Below are 26280 nucleotides of genomic sequence, written 5' to 3'. Positions count from 1 at the left end.
AGACACGGAGGGAATTATGACAACGATTCTAAAAGTAAGTAATATCGAAAAATATTACGGGAAAAAAGGTAATGTAACAAAAGCTCTCGATGGAGTTTCATTTGAAATTGAGAAAGGTGAGTTTGTTGGTGTGATGGGACCTAGTGGTTCTGGTAAAACAACATTGTTAAACTGTATCTCAACGATCGACTCAGTTACTAGTGGAGTCATTACAGTTAATGGAAAAGAAACGACGAAATTAAAAAAAGAAGCGCTTCAAGCATTTCGTAGAACTGAATTAGGATTTATTTTCCAAGACTTTAATCTATTGGATACTCTAACAGCATACGAAAATATTGCGCTTGCGTTGACCATCCAAAAGGTCGGTCACAAAGAAATTGAAAAACGCGTGGGCGAGGTTGCGAAACTTCTAAATATTGAAGAACACCTTCAAAAGTTTCCATATCAAATGTCTGGTGGACAACAACAACGTGTAGCGAGTGCACGAGCATTAATAACAAATCCGAGTTTGATTCTTGCTGACGAGCCGACAGGTGCTCTCGATTCAAAATCAAGTCGTATGCTTCTTGAAAAAATGCAAGATCTCAACGAAACACAACATGCGACAATCATGATGGTTACTCATGATGCTTTTAGTGCGAGCTATGCAAAACGAATTTTGTTTATCAAAGATGGTAAAGTCTTTAATGAGCTTATTCGAGGCAACCAATCAAGAAAAGAATTCTTTGATCAAATTATCGAAGTAGTAACTGTATTGGGAGGCGACACATCTAATGTACTCTAAACTCGCTTTCCGAAATGTGAAAAAGAGTTACCGAGACTATTCTATATACTTTATTACATTGATGTTTTCAGTAGCGCTTTTTTATGTTTTCAACTCATTCGAACAACAATCAACAATCCTTAAAATGAATGAAATGCAAGGGTCAATGGTTAAACTATTGGTCAATGTTATGAATGTTATGTCTGTTATTGTTGCTGCAGTATTTGGTTTTTTAATTCTTTATGCAAACAACTTTCTTATTAAACGTCGTAAAAAAGAATTGGGTCTCTATACCCTTTTGGGAATGCCAAAACGTAAGATTTCGACGATTCTAATTTTAGAAACGATGTACATTGGATTCTTCTCATTACTAGCAGGACTCGTCTTTGGCTTCATCGCGTCTCAAGGGACTGCGGTCTTAACAGGGAAAATGATGGCTGCAGACATGAATTATGGTTTTGTTTTCTCGCTCGAAGCGACACTCAAAACGATTGCTATTTTCTTAGGAGTCTTCCTAGTAGTTGTGCTCTTTAATCGTATACTTCTTGAAAAATATGAACTCATAGAACTTTTAAGAGCCGATCGAATCAACGAAGAGAACTTTGTGAAACGTGCGTGGATGTCTGTTGTGATATTTGTTATTGGTACAGGGTTACTCATTTATGCCTACAATTGGGCGCTGCAACCTATGGAACTCTTCATGCAGTTACTGCCAATTATCGCTTTGGGTTCATTTGCAACATTCTTAATTTTTAAATCATTCTCAGGTTTCTTACTCAAGTTTATGCAAACAAGCAAGAAGAGCTATTACAAAGGACTTAATGTTTTTGTATGGCGTCAGGTAAGTGCAAAAATTAACTCGACCTATAAAATGATGTCTGTGATTAGTATTATGCTACTTTTTGGAATGGGTACTCTCATAACAGGATTTAACTTAAACTCAGTTATGAATGAACAAATATCGGGAATGATTGCGAATGACATTTCTGTAAAATACTCTTATCCAATCGGCAGCAGTACGATAGGACCAAACCTTATTGATTTAAACGATTCTCGTATCAAAAATGCGGAAACCATGACCTACTATTCTTCAGTAAATATGCGATTCAATGTTGTCTTTGAGAAGTACATTGATCAAAATGATGCTAATAGTTTTATGTATGAAATCACAGACGTTGGGTTTGTGAGTGTGGAAAACTTTAATAAAGCACGTACAATGCAAAATCTAGAGCCAATTTCAGTTGGTCAGGGTCAATTTGCAGTTATTGCGCCAATTCAACAAATGGGGCCAGAAACCATGTCTCCAAGTGCTATCTTTAAAGACGGAAACACCTACGATTTTGCAAACCAAAACTTGTCTTATAAAGAAGTTAAAGACATTGAAAAAACTAAAATTGACAATAATGGTAATGATGATGTGTTAGTTATTATGAATGACAACGCATTACAAAATGTTGTGGATTCGAATGAGGCCCTTACCTCTGCGGTGACCATACATATGATGAATACGCAAGCTGGTACGGATAATAAAGAATTCGCGAAAGCGTTAAGAACCTCAATTGCAACACATTACGATAACAAAGAAGTTGGAGATGACATGTTTGACTACATGTATTTTGTAACTCCTGCGCAAGAGATGATTGAATCATCAATGGCGATGGGTTTACTTCTGACATATCTTTCCTTCTATCTTGGGGTCGTATTCCTTGTGACAAGTTTTGTTATTCTTGCGCTCCAACAACTTTCTGAAGCCAATGATAATCAAAAACGTTATCAAATACTTGCTAAGCTAGGTGTCGAAGATCGAATGATTGATCGCTCAATCTTTATGCAAAATGCAATCTACTTCTTTATTCCGCTAATTGTTGCGCTATTACATACGTATATTGGTGTAAGTGCAGTAAACGTGAACCTAAAGTTGATTAGCTTGTCGGCAAGTTCAATGATGCCAGCATTAATTACACTCGGATTCGTCCTCATTGTATATGCGATTTACTTTATAATTACATATCAAGGAAGTAAGGCGATCATAAAAAATAAAATGACAAAATAAACTAGAGACCGTCGGTAGACGGTCTTTGTGTTACAATCAAATAAAGGAAGTGAAGAAAATGAATTTATACCTATTGGAATCGTTTAGAACTAATAATTTTACTGATGAAGCGATGTTGAATAAAATCCAGGGAGCATGGGTGAATATATCAAAACTAGAGCCTGCTTTGGAAGGAGACATCTATGCTATCTATACAGATTATCACAGTGACTATCGTGGTGATTATGGATTCGCTTTAGCGACACAAGAACCTCGTACAGAAATGATGATACCTATCACACCAAATATTGATTACCGCGTCTTCGATGTCGTCGACAGAGACGTTGCAGGAACGTGGAAACAAATTTGGGAATTGGAAGATGGCGGATTGTTGAATCGTGCCTACACGATTGATTATGAACGTTATGGCACGGATGGTAGTGTAAAAATCTATATAGCGATTCAGTAGTAACAAAAGACGACTTATTGGAAGTCGTCTTTTGTCTGTTTGTATTGAGTAAAATGATTAAGGCTTAGGATATCAATAAAGTGATCAACACCTGTCTCAAAGAAACGCTTCAGGTTCGGATTCACATTATTATATTTGGCAGCGAGTAAATCCTTAGGGTTGATAAGTTCTTTACTAATGTCATAGCGTATCTGTGCAATGAGAAGGCATGCGATGGCGTTTGTTTCATAACGGGTCCAATCGATTTGGTAGTTAAGAGCATCGGACGCTAAAATTTCTAGCGTTACGTAATGTTTTGACAATAGGTTACTTTCAAACATGGCTTTTTGAAGGTAAATCGCAGTCTGTGTTGAAAGTTGATTACCATACGCAGTGACATAGGACATGACATCATTAAAGGAATCAAGCCCTTCAGGTGTATTGAAATATGTATGAAAAACTTGGGAATCGAAGTCTGTTTGATAAAAGAGGTATGTGAGCTTTTGAAGCGCGCTTCGTAAGGATTTGTCTTTTTCAAGCTTGTTTTGTTGCTCAATATATTTTTGTTGGTTTTTTTCAATTTTGCGAAGCTCGTTCTTTTGAGATTGTTGATTTCCGTAGTATGAGCTAATATATCCAAAGATCGAACTTAGAAGTACACCTCCGACACTGATAAAGGCGGCGATGACTTGCGGACTCCAGATTTCGTTTTGTGTTGTAGCGGGCATTTGCGCTCCTCCCTTTTTGATATAGTTACAGTTTATCATAGATTAAATTCGGTTCATTGTGTAATGATAAAAAAAGAATGACAAATGTCATTCTTTAGATTTATAAATTGGAGCAGGTGAGGGGAATTGAACCCCCGCCTCAACCTTGGCAAGGTCGTGTTCTACCATTGAACTACACCTGCAATAGAATGGCGGTCCAGACGGGAATCGAACCCGCGATCTCCTGCGTGACAGGCAGGCATGTTAACCGCTACACCACTGGACCATTCATTGTATTGACTGCACTTCTTAGTGCTCATTTAGAATACCATAAGAACATACATAGTGCAACAAGAAAATGCAATTATTTGCAAATACAATTAAACACGTGTGAAAAGAGTAACTTCATTAAATGAATATAAAAAAAAGAGCGAATTGAATTCGCTCACAATTGACTAAGAATGGCGGTCCAGACGGGAATCGAACCCGCGATCTCCTGCGTGACAGGCAGGCATGTTAACCGCTACACCACTGGACCAGTTGATTTGCAACCCTTAGCGGATTATAGATTAACACAGGATTTTAATCTTGGCAATACTATTCTTGAAAATAGTCTAAAATATTACTCTAACTCAACCGCTGGTTGTATTATCGTGGCTTGATGGAAGAGTAATTTCAAATCATTATCTTGCTCACGCCATATTGAAGTTCGTGCAAGATGTTCTTGGTCTTCTTGATTTCGAGATTCATAGTTTATGAGAAATGTACTCGGTCCAATTTCTTGTATCATAAAATTGGTAATGTCAATGTTTCGATCACGTTCCGTTGAGCAAAGCGAATTAACAACGCTTTCGCGATTTTGTCGTGTACCGTCAGATTTTAGTTCAAAGAATGTCGGATCAATGCGTTGTTCGACATTTGCCTTGCAACTTATAAATTCGAAATCAAGAAAATCTAATTCATATTGTTTGAGTTTATTATTTATGTTCATTATAGCTCCTTCTACGATCGGTATCTGTACTTGAATTTTATAGTGAGATGTTGTTAAGGTCAAGGTAAAAACATCGAGTATTATTCATGTAAATAAAAAAAGAGCGACTATGTCGCTCTGTGCTATGCAATTTGGAGCAGGTGAGGGGAATTGAACCCCCGCCTCAACCTTGGCAAGGTCGTGTTCTACCATTGAACTACACCTGCAATACGAATGGCGGTCCAGACGGGAATCGAACCCGCGATCTCCTGCGTGACAGGCAGGCATGTTAACCGCTACACCACTGGACCATTAATGGCGGGGATGGAGAGATTTGAACTCTCGCGCCAGTTACCCGACCTATACCCTTAGCAGGGGCACCTCTTCAGCCACTTGAGTACATCCCCAGTGAGTATATTCGCCATTTCGTGATTGCTTATACATACTATCACAAGAAACATATCATGGCAATACTCTTTTTGAAAAATTAACACCTTTTAAAACAGTGGTTTTTTGAACCCAGAGCGATGAATTTTAAGTGCGTCTATTTTACATAAAATACACATGAATTAAAGTTGATTTTGTTATTATATATAGAAAGAGCATCTGGTTTGTTAAACAGAAATGGCCACTTTTGTAAAAAAATACACATCAATCATGGTAATGTCGTTAGTGGACAGTATTTGATGACAATCTTTGATATACTAAAATCATATTATATACTAGGTTTGAAGATGCTTTCCTGGAAATAGAAAGTATAATAGTAAAACGTAGAGAAATTCGTTAAGAAAGGGTACTTATGACATTAGAAGAAAAAAAGCGGTTTATAATAAATTTTGTTTTTTATACATTAATTGCAGGGCTCGCATTTTTAGTCTTTAAGTTTTCGGTAAAGTATTTAACACCGTTTATTGTTGGATTTGTGATTGCATCACTCTTAAAACCAATTATTCAAAAGCTTGTAAAAATGTTTGGCGAGAACAAATATCTCCGAATTGGAGTCATCGTTGTTTTCTATATAGTAGTGGGAATCATAATTTTCGGATTAACACTCGCAGCAATTTCGGGAATTCAAGGTGTTGTGAAGCACGCACCTACATATGTGGAATCAACTCTAATTCCAGCGTTGACTTCGATCTTCAATTATGTTGAGTCATTATTTGAACACATTAATCCGGAAATACTGAGCAATCTGTCAGAAGTTACTAATGCAATATCGAAACAGATTCAGCAATTGGCTGGAACTGTATCTACCAGTGCAATTTCATTCTTGACACGATTCGTCAGTAGCTTGCCAAATTTATTCATCTCGATTCTAATAGCGATTATCTCTTCATTCTTCTTCACGTTAGACTATAAGAATGTGGTGGATACAGTGCTCGCATACTTGCCACAACGGTGGGTCCAGTTTATGTATGACGTTAAAGGCGGATTCTTTGATACTGTTGGGAAATATATGAAAGCCTATGCCAAATTAATGACACTCACATTTATTGAGTTATCGATAGGGTTTGCGCTCATTGGAGTTGGGAATCCAATTGGCTTAGCTTTTATGATTTCGATTGTTGATATCCTACCGGTACTCGGTACAGGTACAGTCATGATTCCGTGGACAATCATCGAACTCGTTATGGGGAATTTCGAACGCGCTATTGGCCTATTCGTTATTTATGTCGTTATCACGGTGATCCGTAATATTTTGGAACCGAAAGTAGTTGGAGATCAAATTGGGCTCCATCCTTTGGTAACGTTAATTTGTATTTTTGTAGGGATGAGACTTGCTGGGATTATTGGTCTGTTTGGCTTGCCAATCCTTGTAACAATTCTTAAGACGCTTCACGATGAAGGGAAAATCCAATTCTTCAAAAAATTTGAAAAAAGGGAACTTCCTCAATCTATCGAAAAATAAACACATTAGAAGTGGGTGGAGTACAGTGAGATAGTGTCACGTACTCCACGCAATAATTACGTGGAAAAAGTGTGGAAAACCTATTGACAATGAATCGCTATATGATAGAATGTAAAGGCTTATGATTAATCTAGGGTTTCTGCGAAGAGACCTAATTAATATGGAGCCCACGGCACACTTGGTACTGTGTGCAATAGTCAGGAAGGAGACAATTAATGCCTACAATTAATCAATTGATTACACATGGCCGAACAAGTCGTGTATACAAATCAAAATCACCGGCACTAGGTCGTAGTTTGAATACGATTAAACGTCAAACAACTCAAGTAAACAGCCCACAAAAACGTGGAGTATGTACACGTGTTGGTACAATGACACCTAAGAAACCTAACTCAGCTTTACGTAAATATGCGCGTGTTCGTTTGAGTAATGGTATGGAAGTTACGGCTTACATCCCTGGAATTGGTCACAATTTACAGGAACATAGTGTCGTTTTAATCCGTGGAGGTCGTGTTAAAGACTTACCTGGGGTTCGTTACCACATCGTTCGTGGAACATTAGACTGCGCTGGAGTTACAGATCGCCGTCAAAGCCGTTCATTATACGGTACTAAAAAACCAAAAGCATCAGAATAATACATCAAAAATGAGAGGAGTGAATTAAATGCCAAGAAAAGGACATGTTCCAAAGCGCGACGTAGTTGCTGATCCAATTTACAATTCAAAATTAGTAACACGTTTAATTAACAGAATCATGATTGATGGTAAAAAAGGTTTAGCTCAATCAATTCTATATAATGCGTTTGCAATTATCGAAGAAAAAACAGGACGTCAACCAATGGAGGTTTTTGAACAAGCACTTGACAATGTATTGCCAGTGTTAGAACTTAAAGCTCGTCGTATTGGTGGATCAAACATCCAAGTTCCAATTGAAGTAACACAAGAGCGTCGTTTGACACTCGGACTACGTTGGATCGTTCAATACTCACGTACACGTGGAGAAAAGACAATGGAAGAGCGTTTAGCTGCTGAAATTATCGACGCTTCAAATGGTACAGGCGCATCCGTTAAGAAACGCGATGACGTACACAAAATGGCAGAAGCTAACAAAGCTTTCGCACATTACCGTTTCTAATAAACAATATAGCGAAAGGAGATTTGAAAACTTATGTCACGTGAATTTACATTAGACAATATGCGTAATATTGGTATTATGGCCCATATTGACGCTGGTAAGACTACAACAACTGAGCGTATTCTTTACTATACAGGTCGAACACATAAAATTGGGGAAACTCACGATGGTGCCGCAACTATGGACTGGATGGCGCAAGAACAAGAACGTGGTATCACTATCACTTCTGCTGCGACAACAGCTGCATGGAATGGTCACCGTATTAACATTATCGATACACCAGGCCACGTAGACTTTACAGTTGAAGTTGAACGTTCATTGCGTGTTCTTGACGGTGCGGTTACAGTTCTTGATGCTAAATCAGGAGTTGAGCCACAAACTGAAACAGTTTGGCGTCAAGCTACAAAATATAACGTTCCTCGTATTGTATTTGTTAATAAAATGGATGCAACAGGTGCTGACTTCTACATGGCAGCCGGAACAATTGTTGATCGTTTAGGAGCTAAATCAGCACCTATCCAATTACCAATCGGTGTCGAAGATCACTTCGACGGCCTTATCGACATTGTTGAGCAAAAAGCTCACATGTTTGCCGATGTTTCACAAAAAACAGATGACATCATTGATGTTCCTGAAGAGTTTAAAGCTCAAGTAGCTGAAGCTCGTGAGAAACTATTTGATCAAATTTCTGATTTCGATGAAGATTTCATGATGATGATTCTTGAAGGTGTAGAACCTACAGTTGAACAAATCAAAGCTACTATCCGTAAAGCGGTTATTAGCGGTGAATTCTTCCCAGTTCTTTGTGGAGCTGCTTATAAAAACAAAGGTGTTATCGCAATGCTTGATGCAGTTATCGATTACTTACCTTCACCATTAGACATCCCAGCTGTTGCAGGTACATTACCAAATGGCCAAGAAGCTGTTCGTGAAGCAAGTGACGAAGCACCATTCTCAGCGTTAGCATTTAAAGTTGCGACAGACCCATTCGTAGGTCGTCTAACTTATTTCCGAGTATACTCAGGTGTTGCTACATCAGGATCACCAGTTTATAACTCAGTAAAACAAAAACGTGAGCGTTTCGGACGTATCATGCAAATGCATGCCAACCACCGTGAAGAAATCGAATCAGTTTACGCAGGTGAAATTGCAGCCGCAATCGGTTTAAAAGTTACAGGTACAGGTGATACTCTTTGTGATGAAAAACACGAAATTATCCTTGAATCAATGATCTTCCCTGAGCCAGTTATTAACGTTGCTGTTGAACCAAAAACTAAAGGTGACCAAGATAAGATGGGTCTTGCTCTTGCAAAACTTGCTGAAGAGGATCCAACTTTCAAAACTTACACTGATGAAGAAACAGGACAAACAATCATCGCTGGTATGGGTGAGCTTCACTTAGATATCATCGTTGACCGTATGAAACGTGAATTTAAAGTTGAAGCAAACGTTGGTGCACCACAAGTTGCTTACCGCGAAACAATCCGTAAAGCTGCTGATGCTGAAGGTAAATTCGTTCGTCAATCAGGTGGACGTGGACAATATGGACACGTTTGGATTAAGTTCGAACCAAACCCAGGAAAAGGATTTGAATGGGTTGACGCTGTTGTTGGTGGAACGGTTCCTCGTGAATTTATTAAACCAGCACACGATGGATTAAAGGCTGCTCTTGATGGCGGTTTAGCATATGGATATCCAGCAATCGATATTAAAGCTACTTTATTCGATGGATCATCCCATGATGTTGACTCCTCAGAAATGGCTTATAAAGTTGCTGCTAGCCTTGCATTACGTGAAGCTGCAAAACTTTGTGATCCAGTATTACTAGAACCAGTTATGGATGTTGAAATTACAGCTCCAGCTGAATACCTCGGTGCAGTTATGGGAGATATCTCATCACGCCGTGGACAAATCCGTGACCAAGAAGAACGTAACAATGCTGTTATCGTTAAAGCATTCGTACCTCTTTCAGAAATGTCAGGATATACTACAGATCTTCGTTCATTTACACAAGGTCGTGGTAACTCATCAATGCAATTTGATCACTATGAAGCTGTTCCAAAGAGCATTGCTGAAACAGTAGCTAAGAAAAAATAAAACTTAAAACACTTAGTTAAACATTAATATTGCTTTTCATCATTGTTTGTCTTAATATATATTTGTAAAACAATGAGTTAAATTTAAAACAGGAGGACAATTCAAATGTCAAAACAAAAATTTGATCGTTCCAAACCACACGTAAACGTTGGTACATTGGGACACGTTGACCACGGTAAAACTACTCTAACAGCTGCTATTACAACTGTATTAGCTAAAAAAATGGGTGGAGAAGCTCGTGGATATGACCAAATCGATAACGCGCCAGAAGAAAAAGAGCGTGGAATCACAATCTCTACATCACACGTAGAATACGAAACAGAAGCACGTCACTATGCTCACGTTGACTGCCCAGGTCACGCGGACTACGTTAAAAACATGATCACAGGTGCTGCTCAAATGGACGGAGCTATCTTAGTAGTTTCAGCAACAGACGGACCAATGCCACAAACACGTGAGCACATCCTCTTAGCTAAACAATTAGGTGTTCCTTCATTCGTAGTATTCTTGAACAAATGCGACATGGTTGATGACGAAGAGTTAATCGACTTAGTTGAAATGGAAGTACGTGAAGCACTTTCAGAACAAGGTTACGATGGAGACAACGCTCCAGTTATCCGTGGATCAGCTCTTAAAGCTCTTGAAGGAGATGCTGCATGGGAAGAAAGAATCGTTGAATTAATGGACGCTGTTGACTCATACGTTGCAGATCCAGTCCGTGATACAGACAAACCATTCTTAATGTCAGTAGAAGACGTATTCACAATCTCAGGTCGTGGTACTGTTGCTACAGGACGTGTAGACCGTGGAGAAATCAAAATCAACGAAGAAGTTGAAATCGTTGGTATCCGTCCAACAGCTAAAACTGTTGTTACAGGAATCGAAATGTTCCACAAAATGTTAGACTCAGCTATGGCTGGAGATAACGTTGGAGCACTTCTACGTGGTGTTAACCGCGAAGAAATCGAGCGTGGACAAGTTCTTGCTAAACCAGGATCAGTTACACCTCACGTAAAATTCAAAGCTCAAGTTTATATCTTAAGCAAAGAAGAAGGTGGACGTCATACACCATTTGTTAACAAATACCGTCCACAATTCTACTTCCGTACAACAGACGTTACAGGTACAATCTTACTTCCTGAAGGAACAGATATGGTTATGCCTGGAGACAACATCGAAATGGAAGTTGAATTAATCGCTCCAATCGCTGTTGAGCAAGGTACAACATTCTCAATCCGTGAGGGTGGACGTACTGTTGGTGCTGGAAACGTTACAGAAATTATCAAATAATTTCTCAACAAACTAGTTAATCAATCTAAGGGAACTCGTAAGAGTTCTCTTTTTTTATGTCTGAACAAAAACACTGTGTTCAATACAGTGATAAATTGCCTCAAATTGAACACAACACAGTATTAATAGTGTATAATAAACGATAGTGAGGTATTTTATGAAAAAGTTCTTTATTGCGGTTACAGTGCTCGCCCTTATATGTTTGTGGGCTGTGTCACAACAAAACAGCTCAACAATTATTATTTATTCCAGTATGGAACAATTTCGAGGAGAAGCGCTCCAGGAACAACTTAATGAAGAATTTCCGGACCTTCATGTTAAGGTTGTATACGCATCTACAGGTAAAAGTGCAGCAAAACTATCTGTGGAAGGCGAGAAAACGGATGCTGATATCATCGTGGGGTTAGAGACTGGCTACATGACGCGGGTAATCGATATAATGGCACCGATGAGTCATTTAAGTGAAATAAACTATATTGACGAGTTTAATCCAAGCATTTTTGATAACCAAGCAGTTATTTGGGAACGTTATGGAGGAAGCTTAATTATTAATACAGATGTATTGGAAAAATATGATCTTCCACTACCAAAGACCTATCAAGATCTTCTTGATCCGATCTATAAAGATAAGATTGCAATGCCTGACCCTAAATCTAGTGGTACCGGATACTTCTTCTACAAAAGTTTAGTGAACGAGTTTGGAGTAGAGGGAGCGTTAGACTACTTTGATGCACTTCATCCTAACATTAAGCAATTTACGGAGTCTGGTTCAGGCCCAATAAAACTTCTTAATCAAGGAGAAATTGCGATAGCAATGGGGATGACGTTCCAAGCAGTAAATGAAATCAATAAAGGGATGCCGTTTGAATTAGTTTTTCCAGAGCTGGGGTCGCCTTACAACACTTCTGCTACTTCTATGTTAAAAGGACGTGAGAATGATCCGGATGTTGTGCACGTTTATACTTATATCATTAATGAAGCATTTTTAATTGATAAAGACTTGTACTCACCAGAGCAAGTCTATAAAGATCAAGTAAATAAAATTGAGAAGTACCCTGAGCATATTCCATATGCGAATATGGAAGGAATTCATAGCATCGATGAAAAGGACCGGTTATTAGAACAATGGAAATATTAGATAATAAAATTAAACTAAAGGTGACGAATCTACATAAAGAATATGAGGGAAAAGTCGTATTGAACGATATAAACTTCGATGTCTATGAGGGAGAATTTTTGAGTATTCTTGGACCATCTGGGTGCGGAAAAACAACACTAGTTCGTATTTTAATGGGATTGGAACACGCAAATAGTGGTGCTATATTGAATGAAGGTATCGATATCTCGAAACAACACCCATCTGAAAGAAATATGGGAATTGTATTTCAAAACTATGCACTATTCCCAAATATGACGGTTTTAGAAAATGTTGAGTACGCATTGAAATTGAACAAGGAAACCAAAGAAAAGTCTAAAGAAATTGCACTTAAGACACTGGAAATGATAGGTATGCTTGATCAGATTGATAAAAAGCCACGAAAACTGTCAGGAGGGCAACAACAACGGGTTGCGATTGCACGTACCCTTGCGCTTAACCCTTCGATTTTACTTCTCGACGAACCAATATCCGCTCTAGATGTATCAAATCGAGAAATTATGAAAAAAGAATTAAAACAAATTCAAAAGACATTTAATGTAACCATGATTTTTATTACACATGAACAAGAAGAAGCCTTTTTTCTATCAGACCGCGTAATGGTCATGTCTGAAGGGAAAATTGAACAACTTGATTCACCGCAAGCAATCTATAATAACCCAGCAAATCCATACATTAAACGTTTTGTTGTAGATCACTTGGATGCTAAGTTGGAGTCTTTGAAACGAACGACAGGTAAATCAACCTATGAATAAACGATCGATGAGAACGTCAATAATTGTTATTGGCGTCGTCTTAGTTATTGCCGTCATATTACCAGTACTCAAACTTGTGAGTAGTGTATCGTTAACAGATATTACAGCGGTCGTTGGTAGTGAGCAATTTCCAAAGTACATGATGAATTCTTTGATAACAGCATCAATTGCTACAATTCTATCTGTTTTAATCGCATTATGCTGTGCATGGGCGATTAATCGAACCAATATTAAATATAAGAGTGCATTTGCGGTATTGTTTACGCTACCGATGTTGATTCCATCTATATCACACGGTACTGGACTCGTGTTACTGCTAGGTGATAATGGTATTATTACTAATTTACTTGGTATTAATATTGGGCTATATGGATATCCGGGAATCATCTTGGGATCCATTCTCTATTCATTTCCTGTTGCATTTTTGATGCTCACAGATATCTACAAATATGAAGACTATACAGTTTATGAAGCGGCGACAGTACTAGGTCTCTCAAAACGACAACAGTTTGTAACAATAACACTACCGAATTTAAAAGTTCCGTTAATTGCAGCTTTCTTCGCAGTCTTCACGATGATTTTTACAGATTATGGTGTTCCACTAGCAGTTGGCGGCAAAACCATGACATTGTCGACGTACATGTATCGTGAAGTAATTGGCCTTTTAAATTTCTCAAAAGGGGCAGTAATTGGTGCATTCTTACTAATACCTGCTATTATTGCTTTTATTATTGATTTAAAGAGTGAAAAAACGACGAGTGCTTCCACAATAACGAAAGAATATATAGTCGAAAAAAACAAGAAAAGAGATCGCATTGCAATTCTCTTTTGCACGGTCTTGGGGATTGTAGTTGTTACACCACTGATAAGCTTCTTAATATTGTCACTGGTAACAAAATATCCTGTTGATTTAACGTTCTCGTTGGTCAATATCGAAAAAGCATTTGATATAGGAGTGGGAATGTATTTGTTAAACTCATTGGCTGTGGCGTTGTTCACAGGACTAATTGGAGTTGTCATAACCTATTTGACGGCATATATTACTGCGCGAAGTGATAAGAAACTAAGCACTCTAGCAATTCATTTTATTTCACTAACAACACTCGCTATACCTGGTGTAGTCTTAGGTCTGAGTTATGTTATGCTCTTTAATGGTTCCATTATCTATGGCACGATAGCAATTCTTGTTCTTGTCAATATCATCCATTTCTTTGCATCACCGTACTTAATGGCGTATAATTCACTACAGAAGTTTAATCAAAATTTGGAAGACACTGCTAATACCTTGGGTATATCAAAAATGCGTCTACTGTTTGATGTGTATATCCCAAGTACAAAAGAAACAGTTTTGGAGATGTTTCTCTACTTCTTTATCAATGCTATGATTACGATTTCTGCGGTTTCATTCCTAGCGAATATGCGAAACCAACCTTTATCACTTCTGATACCTCAGCTAGACTCTCAATCAATGATTGAATCAACGGCATTTATTTCCATTTTAATTCTATTTGTAAATGTAATTGCGAAGGTAGTGGTATCGTTAGTGAAGAAACATGAAAAAGAAGCGGAGGTCTAAAAATGATCGATTTGAATCAGTTTGAAATTTTATGTTCAGTTCACGATGGTGCAGTAGCGTATGCGACCGTAAAAGAAAATCCCTATTTTTCGGAGAACGCTTTCAACGAATTACTGTCAATGGGACTTCTTGTGAATGAAGAGATGGTGCAAATAACTCAAAAAGGAATTGAGGCACTTGAGCCATACCGAGTAAAACGTGCGATTTTCTTGGCTGCTGGATTTGGGTCAAGGTTGGTGCCTGTGACGTTGAGTACACCGAAACCGTTAATCCAAGTCAATGGCAATCGTTTAATTGATCGTCTTATTGATGCAGTGATAGATGCGGGAATTGAAGAAATCGTAATTGTTCGGGGGTATCTAAAAGATTCCTTTGAGGCATTACGTGTTAAGTATCCGCAAATTCGCTTCATTGATAATGATGGATATAATAAAGCTAATAATATTTCAAGTGCGTATTTGGTTCGTGATATATTGGATAATGCACTTGTACTTGAATCGGATTTACTCTTGTATAATTCTAAAATAATTCGCAAGTACGAGTACAGAAGCATGTATATGGGAATTCCTATGGCGGAAAGCGATGATTGGATCCTTGAAACTGAAGGCGACCTAATTGTTGACATTGGCATCACTGGAACGAATACAAATCAGATGGTAGGAATATCTTACTGGGATCAAGATGATGCCAAAACGTTATCAGAAGATCTCAAACATACCTTCGAATCTGAAAGTGGAAAGCAATTATACTGGGATGAAGTTGCGTTACGTTATAATCGCGAAAAATACAAAATATATTTGCGCAAAGTTACACTCAAAGATGTTGTTGAAATTGATACATTTGCTGAGCTATGCGAAATTGATGAACGATACAAAGGAGCTTGATTTATTCAAGCTCCTTTTTCTTAAAATACCCGCTGAACACTGCGGATTTTGATTGATTTTTGCGAATGTAAAAAAAGTCGAATAAATATTAGAAAATCCCTTGATTCTATATGTATTTAGTGTATAATACTTAAGCGACTGCATAGAAGTGCGAGGTTGCCGGCACACTGAAGAGCGTTGTCATGGTCAGTGAGAAGTCGGGGAATTCGCATGGAGCAGGCCTATTTAATAGGCGGAAGAAGGAGGATTTCCATGGCAAAGAATTTTATTCGTATTCGTCTAAAAGCTTATGAACACCGTACAATTGATAGTGCGGCACAAAAAATTGTTCAAGCAGCAAACGATCACGGTGCAAAGAAAGTAGTTGGACCAGTACCATTACCAACTGAAAAACAAGTCGTAACAGTTTTACGATCGGTACACGTAAACAAGGATTCTCGTGAACAATTTGAATCAAGAACTCATAAGAGATTGATTGAAATTGTTGGACCTACAGCAGAGACAATCGACGCATTAAGTCGTCTTGATCTCCCAAGTGGTGTCGATATCGAGATAAAACTTTAGTAGAAGGGAGAAATCATGAAAGGATTATTAGGACGTAAATTAGGAATGACTCAAGTCTTTACAGCAGATGGAACTCTAATTCCTGTTAGCGTAGTTGAAGTATTACCAAACGTTGTTCTTCAAAAGAAAACAATGGAATCAGATAACTATGAAGCAGTTCAATTAGGTGTTGCCGATGTGAAAGAACAACGTGCAAACAAATCTGAGATTGCTCACGCTGCTAAAGCAAACACAGCTCCAAAGAAATTCGTTCGCGAAATTCGTGGATCAGAAATGATGGAACACGAGGTAGGAGCAGTATTAACAGCAGGAGTATTTGCTGCTGGGGAATTTGTTGATGTCTCAGGAACATCACGTGGAAAAGGTTACAACGGGGCAATCGTCCGTGGAAACCAAAAAACTGGACCTAAAGCTCACGGTTCAGGATACCACCGTGGAATCGGTTCATTAGCATCACAAGGTATTATCCCAACAATCAAAAAAGGTGGAGTAATGCCAGGACAACATGGTGGATTTACTACAACAAACCAACACCTTGAAATTGTCAAAATTGATGAAGAAAACAACTACATCTTAATTAAAGGAAACATTCCTGGACCACGTCGTGGATTTGTTGAAATTAAATCAACAGTAAAACGCGTGAAATCAAAAGATCCAGTTGAACTAGTTGACTACGCTAAGGAGGATTCAAACAATGCCTAAGCTAGATGTTCTAAACTTAGAAGGTAAAACTGTTAGCGCAATTGAATTAAGCGAAGCAGTATTTGGAATTGAACCAAATAACCAAACAATCTTTGAAGCTGTTGTCATGCAACGTGCATCAGTTCGTCAAGGAACTCATTCAACAAAAAACCGTACAGAAGTTCGCGGTGGTGGACGTAAACCATGGCGTCAAAAAGGAACAGGACGTGCTCGTCAAGGGTCAATCCGTTCTCCTCAATGGCGTGGTGGTGGAATTGTATTTGGACCTAAACCAAGAAGTTACAAATACAACCTCAACCGTAAGGTTCGTCGTTTAGCTGTTCGTTCAGCATTATCACAACACGTTATTGATTCAACAATGAAAGTTGTTGCTGACTTAACATTCGAAAACGTGAAAACAAAAGAATTTGCAAAAGTTATGAGCACATTAGAACTTAACCGTAAAACATTATTCATCGTCGCAGACGAAGAAGATGTAATTAACGCTTACTTATCAATGCGTAACTTACCAAACACAATGTTATTAACTGTTCAAGACTTGAACACATATGACATCGTTAACGCTGATACTTTAGTATTCACAGCAAAAGCTGCGGAAGTAGCTGGAGAGGTACTAGCATAATGAAACGTAACCCTAGAGATATTATCTTGCGCCCAATCATCACTGAAAAAACAGTAATGATGCAACAAAATGATAACAAAGTTACATTTGAAGTTGCTAAAGGCTCAAACAAAATTGAAGTTCGTCAAGCAATTGAAGAAATCTTCAATGTAAAAGTTGAATCAGTAAATATGATCAACCAAAAACCTCGCACAAAACGCGTAGGTAAATATGAAGGAACTACAAAATCAGTACGTAAAGCTATTGTTAAACTTGCTGAAGGTTCTAACATCGACGTTCTTTAATAAGAAGAACAATAACACTTATCGGAAGAATAACGCTATTTCCGGACAATTTGCGTAGGAGGAATTATTAAAATGGCAATCAAAAAATATAAGCCAACTACTCCTGGACGTCGTGGGATGACTACTTTAGCTAATGAAACATTAACTAAAGGAAACAACCCTGAGCGTTCATTAGTAGCTCCATTAATCAAGACTGGTGGTCGTAACAACTTAGGTCGTATCACAACTCGTCATATTGGTGGAGGACACAAACGTCAGTACCGTATTATCGATTTCAAACGTAACAAAGATGCAATTCCTGCAACTGTTGCAACAATCGAATACGATCCAAACCGTTCAGCAAACATTGCTTTATTAAATTATGCTGATGGTGAAAAACGTTATATCTTAGCTCCTAAAGGGCTAAAAGTTGGTGACAAAGTTGTTAGTGGATCAGAAGCTGACATCATTGTTGGTAACGCTAAAGAACTTGGACAAATGCCAGAAGGTACTACAGTTCACAATATCGAATTAAAACCAGGACGTGGAGCACAATTAGTGCGTTCAGCTGGAACATCAGCACAAGTTCTTGGTGTTGAAGACAAATATGTTACAGTTCAACTTGCTTCAGGTGAAGTACGTAAGATTTTATCAACATGCCGTGCAACAATCGGTGAAGTTGGTAACTCAGAGCACTCACTTGTAAACATTGGTAAAGCTGGACGTAGCCGTCACATGGGTATTCGCCCAACAGTTCGTGGTTCTGTAATGAACCCAGTTGATCACCCTCACGGTGGTGGTGAAGGACGTACACCAATTGGACGTAAATCACCAATGACTCCATGGGGTAAAAAAGCTATGGGTGTTAAAACTCGTCGCACTAAGAAATCTTCGACAAAACTAATCGTTCGTCGTCGTAATGAGAAATAAACGAAAGGAAGGAAAGAGAAATGAGTCGTAGTTTAAAAAAAGGTCCATTTTGTGATTTACACTTGATGAATAAAGTAGAAAAACTAAATGAATCAGGTAAAAAAGAAGTTATCAAAACATGGTCACGTCGTTCAACTATTTTCCCTCAATTCGTAGAACATACGTTTGCGGTGCACAATGGTAAAGAACACGTTCCAGTGTTTGTATCAGAAGACATGGTAGGACACAAATTAGGTGAATTTGTTCCAACACGTCGTTATACAGGTCACGCAGCAGATAAAAAGGCGGGTCGTAAATAATGGAAGTTAAAGCAGTAGCAAAAACAGTACGTGTTACATCACGTAAAGCGCGTTTAGTATTAGACGAAATTCGCGGCCTTGATGTTGATCATGCAGCAGCAATTCTAAAATACTCACCAAATAACGCATCAAAAATCATTGAGAAAGTTTTAAAGTCAGCAGTTGCTAACGCTACAAACAATCATCAATTAGAAGAAGAAAAATTATTCATCTCAGCATGCTATGCTGACGAAGGAATGACAATGAAACGTTTCAGACCTCGTGCCAAGGGGAATGCAGCGCCAATTATGAAGCGTACAAGCCACATTACTATCGTGGTTTCGGAACGCGTGTAAGGGAGGAAACACAATGGGACAAAAAGTAAATCCGATCGGTATGCGCGTTGGTGTTATTCGTGATTGGGAATCACGTTGGTATGCAGAAAATAATTTCGCAGACCTTCTCCACGAAGACACACTTATCCGTGAATACATCTTTAAAAATCTTAAAGATGCATACGTTTCACGCGTAGAAATCGAACGTTCAAAAAACCGCGTTGATGTTATCATCCGTACAGCCCGCCCAGGTGTTGTAATCGGTGTTAACGGAGCAAACATTGAAAAAACAAAAGCTGCAATCGCTAAGATTTCAGAAGGAAACACAGTAAATGTTAAAGTATTAGAAGTTGGAAACCCTGATTTAGATGCACATCTTGTTGCTCGTAACATTGCTGAGCAATTAGAACAACGTGCTTCATTCAGAACTGCACAAAAACGTACAATCCAACGTACAATGCGTTCAGGAGCAAAAGGAATTAAAACTGCTGTTTCCGGACGTTTAGGTGGAGCTGATATGGCTCGTACTGAGGGATACTCAGAAGGAATCGTACCACTTCATACATTACGTGCTGATATCGACTATGCTCACTATGAAGCAAATACACAATTCGGTATCTTAGGTGTTAAAGTTTGGATCTGCCGTGGTGAAGTATTGCCAGGACAATTAGTACAAGAACCAGAAGCACCAAAAGGTGGAAAATTTGATCGACCACGTCGTCGTCGCAATGACCGTAACGACCGTCGTCCAAATAACCGTCCACAACGCAACGATGCTCAAGCAGCATCAAAAGACGAGCAAGGAGGTAATTAGTTATGTTGATGCCTAAACGTACTAAATATAGAAAACCACACCGTCTTTCATACGAAGGACGTTCAAAAGCAGGACGTACAGTTGCTTTTGGAGAATATGGTTTAGTTGCTGAATCAGGAAACTACGTAAGCAACAGACAAATCGAAGCTGCTCGTATTGCAATGACACGTTATATGAAACGTGGCGGAAAAGTTTGGATCAAAATTTTCCCTCACTTAGCAATTACAAGAAAACCACTTGAAGTCCGAATGGGTTCCGGTAAAGGGGCACCTGAAGGATGGGTAGCAGTAGTTAAACCAGGTCGAGTAATGTTCGAAGTTGCTGGTGTACCAGAAGAAGTTGCGCGTGAAGCGTTCCGTCTTGCATCACACAAGTTAGCAGTTAAAACTCGATTCGTCCGTAAGGGAGAGGAGGAACAAGTATGACATCATTGAAAGAAATCCGTGAAGCTAATAATACAGATTTATTAGTTCAAATCGATACATTAAAAGAAGAATTATTTGACTTACGTTTCCAACAAGCTATTGGTCAACTTGAGAACCCTGCTCGTTTACGTGAAATCCGTAAAACGATTGCACGCATCAAAACAGTAATCACTGAGCGTCAGCTTAGTGACAATAAGTAGGAGGTCACAAAGCGATGGAAAGAAATAAACGTAAAGTTTACCGTGGTACTGTTGTATCTGATGCAATGGACAAAACGGTAGTCGTTGAAGTTAAAACATCAAAACGTCATCCACTCTATGGAAAACGTGTAAACTATTCAAAAAAATTCAAAGCTCATGACGAGAAAAATGAAATTAAAGTCGGAGATATCGTAGAAATTATGGAAACACGTCCATTATCAGCTACAAAACATTTCCGCGTAATTCGTTTACTCGAAAAAGCTGTTGTATTGTAGGAGGTTGTCAAGATGATACAAAATGAATCAAGATGTAAAGTTGCAGACAACACTGGTGCAAAAGAAATCTTAGTTATCCGTTCACTAGGTGGAAGCTTCCGCCGTACATCAAACATCGGTGATATCGTTGTTGGTACAGTTAAAGAAGCAATCCCAGGTGGAAGTGTTAAAAAAGGTGACGTTGTTAAAGCAGTTGTCGTGCGCACAAAATACGGTGTTCGTCGTGGAAATGGTTCATACATTAAATTTGATGACAACGCAGTTGTTATCTTAAAAGATGATATGACACCAAAAGGAACACGTATCTTTGGACCAGTAGCTCGTGAGCTTCGTGAAAAAAACTTCATGAAGATCGTCTCATTAGCTCCTGAAGTGTTATAAGGAGGCTTTTATGAAAATCAAACGTGGCGATAAAGTTCAAGTTATCACTGGATCATATAAAGGAACCATCGGCGATGTCATTGAAGCAAGTCCTAAAACTGACAAAGTCAAAATCGAAGGTGTTAACTTAGTTAAGAAACATATGAAACCAACTCAAATGAATCCAGATGGTGGAATCATTGAACAAGAAGCATGGATTCATGTTTCAAACGTAATGCTATACGATGCTAAAGCTAAAGCAGCTAGCCGTGTAGGATTCAAAGAAGAAAAAGGTAAGAAAGTACGCGTCTACAAAAAATCAGGCAGCGTAGTTAAATAAGGAGGTATAGCTAGATGAAATTAAAAGAACAATACAAAACAGAAGTAGTTGGAACTTTAGTTAAACAATTTAACTATACTTCAGTAATGCAAGTTCCAAAACTTGAAAAAATCGTTGTCAACATGGGTGTCGGAGAAGCTATCAACAATGCGAAAGCAATCGACGATGCAGTTGCTGACTTGGAAATGATTACAGGACAAAAACCTGTAGTTACAAAAGCTAAAAAATCAATCGCTAACTTTAAGTTACGTGAAGGAATGCCAATCGGTGTTAAAGTTACTTTACGTGGCGAAAAAATGCATGATTTCTTAGAAAAATTAATCAAAGTTGCACTTCCTCGTGTACGTGACTTCCGTGGAATTAACGGTGGATCATTCGATGGACGTGGAAACTACACAATGGGTGTTAAAGAACAATTAATCTTCCCAGAAATTGATTATGATAAAATTAATAAAGTTCGTGGTATGGATATCACTATTGTCACCACAGCTCAAACAGATGAAGAAGGATACGCTCTATTAAAAGAGTTAGGAATGCCTTTTAAGAAGGAGGGTAACTAATGGCTAAAAAATCAAAGATTGCTCGTGAAATGCAACGTCAAGAAGTTGTTGCTCGCTATGCCGAAAAACGTGCAGCATTAAAAGCTGAAGGTGATTACATCGGGTTACAAAAATTACCACGTGATGCTTCACCAGTTCGTTTACATAATCGCGATAAAGTCGATGGCCGTCCTCGTGGATATTTACGTAAATATGGTATGTCACGTATTCGTTTCCGTGAATTAGCTCATAAAGGGCAAATTCCGGGCGTACGTAAGGCTAGCTGGTAGCAAGGAGGAACTTTTCATGTATGTAACAGATCCAATTGCGGATTTATTAACACGTATTCGTAACGCTGTTCAAGCGAAACACGATATTGTTGAAATTCCTGCAAGTAAAGAAAAAGTAGAAATCGTAAGAATTTTAAAAGAAGAAGGTTTTATTCGTGACTTCCTCATCAATGGTGAGGGATACAAACAATCAATCACAGTTGTACTAAAATATGGTGCAAATGGAGAACGAGTAATCAGCGGATTAAAACGTATCTCAAAACCTGGAAAACGCGTTTATGCAAAAGTGAATGAAGTGCCACGTGTTCTTAATGGACTCGGAATCGCAATCATCACAACATCAGACGGATTGCTAACAGATAAACAAGCTCGCCAAAAACATGTTGGTGGAGAAGTGTTAGCTTACGTTTGGTAAGAGAGGAGACACACTATGTCACGTATCGGAAATAAAACGATTACCATTCCGGCTGGCGTTGAAGTCGAAGTAAAGGCTGGTAATGAGGTGACAGTTAAAGGTCCTAAAGGAACTTTAACACGTCAGTTCAATGAACTTTACACAATCGAAATCGCTGAAGGCGAAATCAACGTTATTCGTCCGAATGATACAAAATTAGTAAAACAGATTCACGGAACTACACGTTCATTGTTAAACAACATGATCGAAGGTGTTCACGAAGGCTTTAAAAAAGAACTTGACCTTGTTGGTATCGGGTATCGTGCATCTAAGTCAGGGAATACATTAGTCTTGAATGTTGGATACTCACATCCAATCGAGTTCGATGTAACAGAAGGACTAGAAGTTGAAGTACCATCAGCAACATCAATCGTTGTTAGTGGAATTGACAAACAAATGGTAGGAGAATTCGCAGCAAACGTTCGCGCAACTCGTAAACCAGAACCTTACCTCGGTAAAGGTATTAAATACAAAAATGAAGTTATCCGTCGTAAAGAGGGTAAAACTGCAGCTAAGAAATAGTGGGAAAGGAGAAATTGAATTATGGCAAAAAAATTATCTAGAAATCAGGAACGTGTTCGTCGTCATGCACGCGTTCGTCGTAAAGTCAGTGGAACGCAAGAACGCCCACGTCTTAGCGTGTATCGTTCAAATACACACATTGCGGTACAAATTATTGACGATGTAGCTAAGACAACTCTTGTTGCTACAGGATCAGTAGCTCTTAAACTTGAAAACGGTGGAAACATCGAAGCAGCTAAAAAAGTCGGTGCAGAAGTTGCAAAACTCGCTAAAGACAAAGGCATTACTACTGTAGTATTTGACCGTGGTGGATACATCTATCATGGACGTGTTCAGGCAGTTGCAGAAGCAGCTCGTGAAGCCGGACTAGAATTTTAATAAGGAGGCGCATGATGAATCGTAAACCTAGAAGAGAAGCACGCGAACAAGAATTCGAAGAACGTGTTGTTGTCATCAATCGTGTTACTAAGGTTGTTAAAGGTGGTCGTCGTTTCCGCTTTGCAGCTCTAGTCGTAGTTGGTGATAAAAAAGGCCGCGTAGGATTTGGAACAGGTAAAGCAAACGAAGTTCCAGATGCAATCCGTAAGGGTGTTGAAGCAGCTAAGAAAAACTTAATCAATGTTAAACTTGTAAACGGAAGTTTACCACATACAAACACAGGTAAATTCGGAGCAGGAGAAGTCTTTGTACGTCCAGCTATCGAAGGTACTGGTGTTATCGCTGGTGGAGCAATCCGTGACGTTATGGAGTTAGCAGGAGTTACTGACGTTCTTACAAAATGTATCGGGTCACGCACACCAATCAACATGGTTCGTGCAACATTTGATGCTTTAGAATCAATGACAACTGTAGACGAAGTAGCGAAATTACGCGAAATTAAAGTCCAAGACGTACGATAGGAAGGGGACCTTTATGAAACTACATGAATTAAAATACAATGAAGGTGCACGCCAAGATCGTAAACGTATCGGTCGTGGACACGGATCAGGAAATGGAAAAACAGCGGGTAAAGGACACAAAGGACAAAACGCACGTAGTGGCGGTGGAGTTGCTTTAGGGTTCGAAGGTGGACAAACACCATTATTCAAACGTATTCCAAAACGTGGATTTAAAAACGTTAACCGTGTAGAGCACGCAATTGTTAACGTATCATCATTAAACGTATTTGAAGATGGTACAGAAGTTACAATTGAAATGTTATTAGAAAAACGTATTATCAACAAAACACTTGACGGCGTAAAAATCTTAGGCCAAGGTGAATTAGAGAAAAAATTAGTTGTTAAAGCTAATGTATTCTCAAAATCAGCAGTTGAAATTATCGAAAAAATGGGTGGAAAAGCAGAGGTGATCTAATGAGATTTATCACTGATTTATTCAAAAACAAAGAAATCAGAATAAGAATCATTTTCACACTTGCGATGCTATTACTTTATCGTTTAGGAACAGTTGTACCTGTTCCTAACGTTGATAGCGTTAAGCTTTCAGGGATGGTATCTGCATTAGAGTCTAACAACTTAGTTGGAATGATGAATATTCTTGGTGGTGGACTGCTTCAGTCGTTATCAATTTTCTCGCTTGGAGTGGGACCATACATCACAGCATCAATTATCGTTCAATTATTAGCAATGGACGTTATACCTTACCTCACTGAATTAACAAAATCCGGTCAAAGTGGAAAACAACAACTTGATCGTATTACGCGTTATTTAGGTGTGGTATTGGCATATGTGCAAGCAATTGGTATTTTATACGTATTTAATTCTCAATATGGAATCTTATTGAGTACAACTCCTGCTGACTATTTCTTCATGGGAACAGTCATGACAGCGGGAACTATGTTCTTACTTTGGATAGCTGATCAAATCACTACCAAAGGTGTTGGTAATGGTACTTCATTAATTATCTTTGCTGGTATTGTATCTGCAATGCCAAATTCATTTGTCAGTGCGTTTAACGCAATGGTTACAAATGGCGGAAGCTTAGGATGGTTATGGTTTACACTTTACGTTATATCATTTATTGCAATTATCATCTTGGTAACTTTTATGAGCGGTGCCGTTCGTAAAATATCGATCCAATACACTTCGAGTGCTGGCGGAACGATGCGTGGAAAAGGAATGAATCACTTACCATTAATGATTAACTCAGCGAGTGTTATCCCGGTTATCTTTGCAGGAGCAATCATGCAAGCACCGATTATCGCATTAAGTTGGGTAAATCAAGGAAGTGTATATCAATTCTTGTCAACATACTTTGTAACATCACACCCAGTGGGTCTTGCAATCTATGCTGTACTTACAATCGCATTCACATTCTTCTACACTCACTTGCAAGTTGATCCTGAGAAAATTTCAGAAGACTTTGCGAAAAATAATTCTTACATTCCAGGGGTTCGCCCAGGGAAAGATACTAAGAATTACATTAGTACAATATTAAATCGAATTACTGTGCTAGGTGCATTATTCTTAACATTTATCGCTGTATTACCACATATCTTACCAATGATTACTGATGGCAGAATTCCTGCATCAACAGCTATTGGTGGAACTGGTATCATCATCGTTGTTGGGGTAGCACTTGAAACTGTTAAAGAATTAAAAGGACGTTTAACTGAACGTTCATATAAAGGTTTATTCAGCCGATAGG

Annotated in this window: 35 protein-coding genes and 6 tRNA genes; 33 read left to right on the top strand and 8 right to left on the bottom strand. The window is 38.5% G+C overall.

The window, feature by feature from the left end; genetic code table 11:
- Nucleotides 1-16 precede the first annotated feature (16 nt).
- The 3 genes from GVV19_RS04225 to GVV19_RS04215 are packed head-to-tail and all read left to right on the top strand — an operon-like array spanning nucleotide 17 to nucleotide 3264.
- Nucleotides 17-784 (top strand): ABC transporter ATP-binding protein, encoded by a 768-nt coding sequence (locus GVV19_RS04225; protein ID WP_159635374.1) that lies wholly within the window; start codon nucleotides 17-19, stop codon nucleotides 782-784.
- A complete protein-coding gene (locus GVV19_RS04220; RefSeq protein WP_159645765.1) occupies nucleotides 774-2816 on the top strand; it encodes an ABC transporter permease in 2043 nt (680 codons plus the stop codon). Before GVV19_RS04225 ends, GVV19_RS04220 begins: the two co-directional genes overlap by 11 nt.
- 49 nt (nucleotides 2817-2865) lie before the next feature.
- Entirely contained in the window at nucleotides 2866-3264 is a 399-nt protein-coding gene (locus tag GVV19_RS04215; RefSeq protein WP_407926008.1) for a hypothetical protein, read from the top strand.
- Between the two features lie 14 nt (nucleotides 3265-3278).
- Here the strand turns inward: GVV19_RS04215 and GVV19_RS04210 are convergent, their stop codons facing one another.
- The 8 genes from GVV19_RS04210 to GVV19_RS04175 all read right to left on the bottom strand — a co-directional run bounded on the left by GVV19_RS04210 (nucleotide 3279) and on the right by GVV19_RS04175 (nucleotide 5327).
- On the bottom strand, nucleotides 3279-3971 hold the full coding sequence (locus tag GVV19_RS04210) for a hypothetical protein (protein WP_159640673.1): 693 nt from the start codon (nucleotides 3969-3971) through the stop codon (nucleotides 3279-3281).
- A 108-nt stretch (nucleotides 3972-4079) separates the two neighbouring features.
- Nucleotides 4080-4153, bottom strand: a tRNA-Gly gene (locus tag GVV19_RS04205).
- A 7-nt stretch (nucleotides 4154-4160) separates the two neighbouring features.
- Nucleotides 4161-4236 (bottom strand) — tRNA-Asp (locus GVV19_RS04200).
- Nucleotides 4237-4412: 176 nt separating this feature from the next.
- Nucleotides 4413-4488 (bottom strand) — tRNA-Asp (locus tag GVV19_RS04195).
- 84 nt (nucleotides 4489-4572) lie between these two features.
- Complete coding sequence (locus GVV19_RS04190) at nucleotides 4573-4941, bottom strand: hypothetical protein (RefSeq protein ID WP_159635362.1); 369 nt, start codon at nucleotides 4939-4941, stop codon at nucleotides 4573-4575.
- Nucleotides 4942-5073: 132 nt separating this feature from the next.
- Nucleotides 5074-5147 (bottom strand) — tRNA-Gly (locus GVV19_RS04185).
- A gap of 8 nt (nucleotides 5148-5155) precedes the next feature.
- A tRNA-Asp gene (locus tag GVV19_RS04180) sits at nucleotides 5156-5231 on the bottom strand.
- A 5-nt stretch (nucleotides 5232-5236) separates the two neighbouring features.
- Nucleotides 5237-5327, bottom strand: a tRNA-Ser gene (locus GVV19_RS04175).
- A 392-nt stretch (nucleotides 5328-5719) separates the two neighbouring features.
- Here GVV19_RS04175 and ytvI point away from each other — a divergent pair.
- The 30 genes from ytvI to secY all read left to right on the top strand — a co-directional run bounded on the left by ytvI (nucleotide 5720) and on the right by secY (nucleotide 26279).
- The gene (ytvI, locus tag GVV19_RS04170) at nucleotides 5720-6829 is read left to right on the top strand and encodes a sporulation integral membrane protein YtvI (RefSeq protein WP_159641145.1); all 1110 of its coding nucleotides are present in this window, start codon (nucleotides 5720-5722) and stop codon (nucleotides 6827-6829) included.
- 215 nt (nucleotides 6830-7044) lie between these two features.
- A complete protein-coding gene (gene rpsL / locus GVV19_RS04165) occupies nucleotides 7045-7464 on the top strand; it encodes a 30S ribosomal protein S12 (protein ID WP_159641142.1) in 420 nt (139 codons plus the stop codon).
- Nucleotides 7465-7492: 28 nt separating this feature from the next.
- Nucleotides 7493-7963: a 30S ribosomal protein S7 gene (gene rpsG / locus GVV19_RS04160; RefSeq protein WP_159635353.1), complete on the top strand. Its 471-nt coding sequence runs from the start codon at nucleotides 7493-7495 to the stop codon at nucleotides 7961-7963.
- A 33-nt stretch (nucleotides 7964-7996) separates the two neighbouring features.
- Nucleotides 7997-10060: an elongation factor G gene (gene fusA / locus GVV19_RS04155; RefSeq protein ID WP_159645759.1), complete on the top strand. Its 2064-nt coding sequence runs from the start codon at nucleotides 7997-7999 to the stop codon at nucleotides 10058-10060.
- Between the two features lie 105 nt (nucleotides 10061-10165).
- Complete coding sequence (tuf, locus tag GVV19_RS04150; RefSeq protein WP_159635347.1) at nucleotides 10166-11350, top strand: elongation factor Tu; 1185 nt, start codon at nucleotides 10166-10168, stop codon at nucleotides 11348-11350.
- Between the two features lie 157 nt (nucleotides 11351-11507).
- Nucleotides 11508-12488, top strand: a complete 981-nt coding sequence (locus tag GVV19_RS04145) for an extracellular solute-binding protein (RefSeq protein WP_159645756.1) — start codon at nucleotides 11508-11510, stop codon at nucleotides 12486-12488.
- A 59-nt stretch (nucleotides 12489-12547) separates the two neighbouring features.
- Nucleotides 12548-13261, top strand: coding sequence for an ABC transporter ATP-binding protein (locus tag GVV19_RS04140; protein WP_236262321.1), 714 nt, complete (start codon nucleotides 12548-12550; stop codon nucleotides 13259-13261).
- The gene (locus GVV19_RS04135) at nucleotides 13254-14837 is read left to right on the top strand and encodes an ABC transporter permease subunit (RefSeq protein WP_159645753.1); all 1584 of its coding nucleotides are present in this window, start codon (nucleotides 13254-13256) and stop codon (nucleotides 14835-14837) included. The genes GVV19_RS04140 and GVV19_RS04135 overlap by 8 nt, the downstream gene beginning before the upstream one ends.
- 2 nt (nucleotides 14838-14839) lie before the next feature.
- Nucleotides 14840-15721 (top strand): sugar phosphate nucleotidyltransferase, encoded by an 882-nt coding sequence (locus tag GVV19_RS04130; protein WP_159645750.1) that lies wholly within the window; start codon nucleotides 14840-14842, stop codon nucleotides 15719-15721.
- A 252-nt stretch (nucleotides 15722-15973) separates the two neighbouring features.
- Nucleotides 15974-16285, top strand: coding sequence for a 30S ribosomal protein S10 (rpsJ, locus tag GVV19_RS04125; RefSeq protein WP_159635332.1), 312 nt, complete (start codon nucleotides 15974-15976; stop codon nucleotides 16283-16285).
- 15 nt (nucleotides 16286-16300) lie between these two features.
- Nucleotides 16301-16987, top strand: coding sequence for a 50S ribosomal protein L3 (gene rplC, locus GVV19_RS04120; protein WP_159635329.1), 687 nt, complete (start codon nucleotides 16301-16303; stop codon nucleotides 16985-16987).
- Nucleotides 16980-17609: a 50S ribosomal protein L4 gene (gene rplD, locus GVV19_RS04115; RefSeq protein WP_159635326.1), complete on the top strand. Its 630-nt coding sequence runs from the start codon at nucleotides 16980-16982 to the stop codon at nucleotides 17607-17609. Before rplC ends, rplD begins: the two co-directional genes overlap by 8 nt.
- The gene (rplW, locus tag GVV19_RS04110; RefSeq protein WP_159635323.1) at nucleotides 17609-17893 is read left to right on the top strand and encodes a 50S ribosomal protein L23; all 285 of its coding nucleotides are present in this window, start codon (nucleotides 17609-17611) and stop codon (nucleotides 17891-17893) included. Before rplD ends, rplW begins: the two co-directional genes overlap by 1 nt.
- 72 nt (nucleotides 17894-17965) lie before the next feature.
- Nucleotides 17966-18802, top strand: coding sequence for a 50S ribosomal protein L2 (rplB, locus tag GVV19_RS04105; RefSeq protein ID WP_159635320.1), 837 nt, complete (start codon nucleotides 17966-17968; stop codon nucleotides 18800-18802).
- Nucleotides 18803-18822: 20 nt separating this feature from the next.
- Complete coding sequence (gene rpsS / locus GVV19_RS04100; RefSeq protein WP_159635317.1) at nucleotides 18823-19101, top strand: 30S ribosomal protein S19; 279 nt, start codon at nucleotides 18823-18825, stop codon at nucleotides 19099-19101.
- Complete coding sequence (gene rplV / locus GVV19_RS04095; RefSeq protein ID WP_159635314.1) at nucleotides 19101-19436, top strand: 50S ribosomal protein L22; 336 nt, start codon at nucleotides 19101-19103, stop codon at nucleotides 19434-19436. Before rpsS ends, rplV begins: the two co-directional genes overlap by 1 nt.
- Before the next feature lie 13 nt (nucleotides 19437-19449).
- A complete protein-coding gene (gene rpsC / locus GVV19_RS04090) occupies nucleotides 19450-20229 on the top strand; it encodes a 30S ribosomal protein S3 (RefSeq protein ID WP_159635311.1) in 780 nt (259 codons plus the stop codon).
- Nucleotides 20230-20231: 2 nt separating this feature from the next.
- Nucleotides 20232-20654: a 50S ribosomal protein L16 gene (gene rplP, locus GVV19_RS04085; RefSeq protein ID WP_159635308.1), complete on the top strand. Its 423-nt coding sequence runs from the start codon at nucleotides 20232-20234 to the stop codon at nucleotides 20652-20654.
- Nucleotides 20651-20854, top strand: coding sequence for a 50S ribosomal protein L29 (gene rpmC / locus GVV19_RS04080; RefSeq protein WP_159635305.1), 204 nt, complete (start codon nucleotides 20651-20653; stop codon nucleotides 20852-20854). The genes rplP and rpmC overlap by 4 nt, the downstream gene beginning before the upstream one ends.
- A 14-nt stretch (nucleotides 20855-20868) precedes the next feature.
- Nucleotides 20869-21129 (top strand): 30S ribosomal protein S17, encoded by a 261-nt coding sequence (gene rpsQ, locus GVV19_RS04075; protein WP_159635302.1) that lies wholly within the window; start codon nucleotides 20869-20871, stop codon nucleotides 21127-21129.
- 12 nt (nucleotides 21130-21141) lie between these two features.
- Entirely contained in the window at nucleotides 21142-21510 is a 369-nt protein-coding gene (gene rplN / locus GVV19_RS04070) for a 50S ribosomal protein L14 (RefSeq protein ID WP_159635299.1), read from the top strand.
- 10 nt (nucleotides 21511-21520) lie between these two features.
- Nucleotides 21521-21829 (top strand): 50S ribosomal protein L24, encoded by a 309-nt coding sequence (rplX, locus tag GVV19_RS04065; RefSeq protein ID WP_159635296.1) that lies wholly within the window; start codon nucleotides 21521-21523, stop codon nucleotides 21827-21829.
- Between the two features lie 14 nt (nucleotides 21830-21843).
- On the top strand, nucleotides 21844-22389 hold the full coding sequence (rplE, locus tag GVV19_RS04060) for a 50S ribosomal protein L5 (protein ID WP_159641124.1): 546 nt from the start codon (nucleotides 21844-21846) through the stop codon (nucleotides 22387-22389).
- Nucleotides 22389-22658 (top strand): 30S ribosomal protein S14, encoded by a 270-nt coding sequence (rpsN, locus tag GVV19_RS04055; RefSeq protein WP_159635290.1) that lies wholly within the window; start codon nucleotides 22389-22391, stop codon nucleotides 22656-22658. The genes rplE and rpsN overlap by 1 nt, the downstream gene beginning before the upstream one ends.
- A 16-nt stretch (nucleotides 22659-22674) precedes the next feature.
- Nucleotides 22675-23073 carry a 30S ribosomal protein S8 gene (rpsH, locus tag GVV19_RS04050; protein WP_159635287.1) on the top strand — a complete coding sequence of 133 codons (399 nt, stop codon included), beginning with the start codon at nucleotides 22675-22677 and terminating at the stop codon, nucleotides 23071-23073.
- Between the two features lie 15 nt (nucleotides 23074-23088).
- A complete protein-coding gene (gene rplF, locus GVV19_RS04045) occupies nucleotides 23089-23634 on the top strand; it encodes a 50S ribosomal protein L6 (RefSeq protein ID WP_159635284.1) in 546 nt (181 codons plus the stop codon).
- A gap of 21 nt (nucleotides 23635-23655) precedes the next feature.
- Complete coding sequence (gene rplR, locus GVV19_RS04040) at nucleotides 23656-24012, top strand: 50S ribosomal protein L18 (RefSeq protein ID WP_159635281.1); 357 nt, start codon at nucleotides 23656-23658, stop codon at nucleotides 24010-24012.
- Between the two features lie 14 nt (nucleotides 24013-24026).
- Nucleotides 24027-24533 carry a 30S ribosomal protein S5 gene (rpsE, locus tag GVV19_RS04035; protein WP_159635278.1) on the top strand — a complete coding sequence of 169 codons (507 nt, stop codon included), beginning with the start codon at nucleotides 24027-24029 and terminating at the stop codon, nucleotides 24531-24533.
- Between the two features lie 13 nt (nucleotides 24534-24546).
- Entirely contained in the window at nucleotides 24547-24987 is a 441-nt protein-coding gene (rplO, locus tag GVV19_RS04030) for a 50S ribosomal protein L15 (RefSeq protein WP_159635275.1), read from the top strand.
- Entirely contained in the window at nucleotides 24987-26279 is a 1293-nt protein-coding gene (gene secY / locus GVV19_RS04025) for a preprotein translocase subunit SecY (protein WP_159635272.1), read from the top strand. Before rplO ends, secY begins: the two co-directional genes overlap by 1 nt.
- The last annotated feature ends 1 nt before the right edge of the window (nucleotide 26280 follow it).

This window comes from Erysipelothrix anatis (assembly GCF_009828745.1).
Lineage (GTDB): Bacteria > Bacillota_I > Bacilli_A > Erysipelotrichales > Erysipelotrichaceae > Erysipelothrix > Erysipelothrix anatis.
This window is presented reverse-complemented; position numbering and strand designations above follow the sequence as displayed.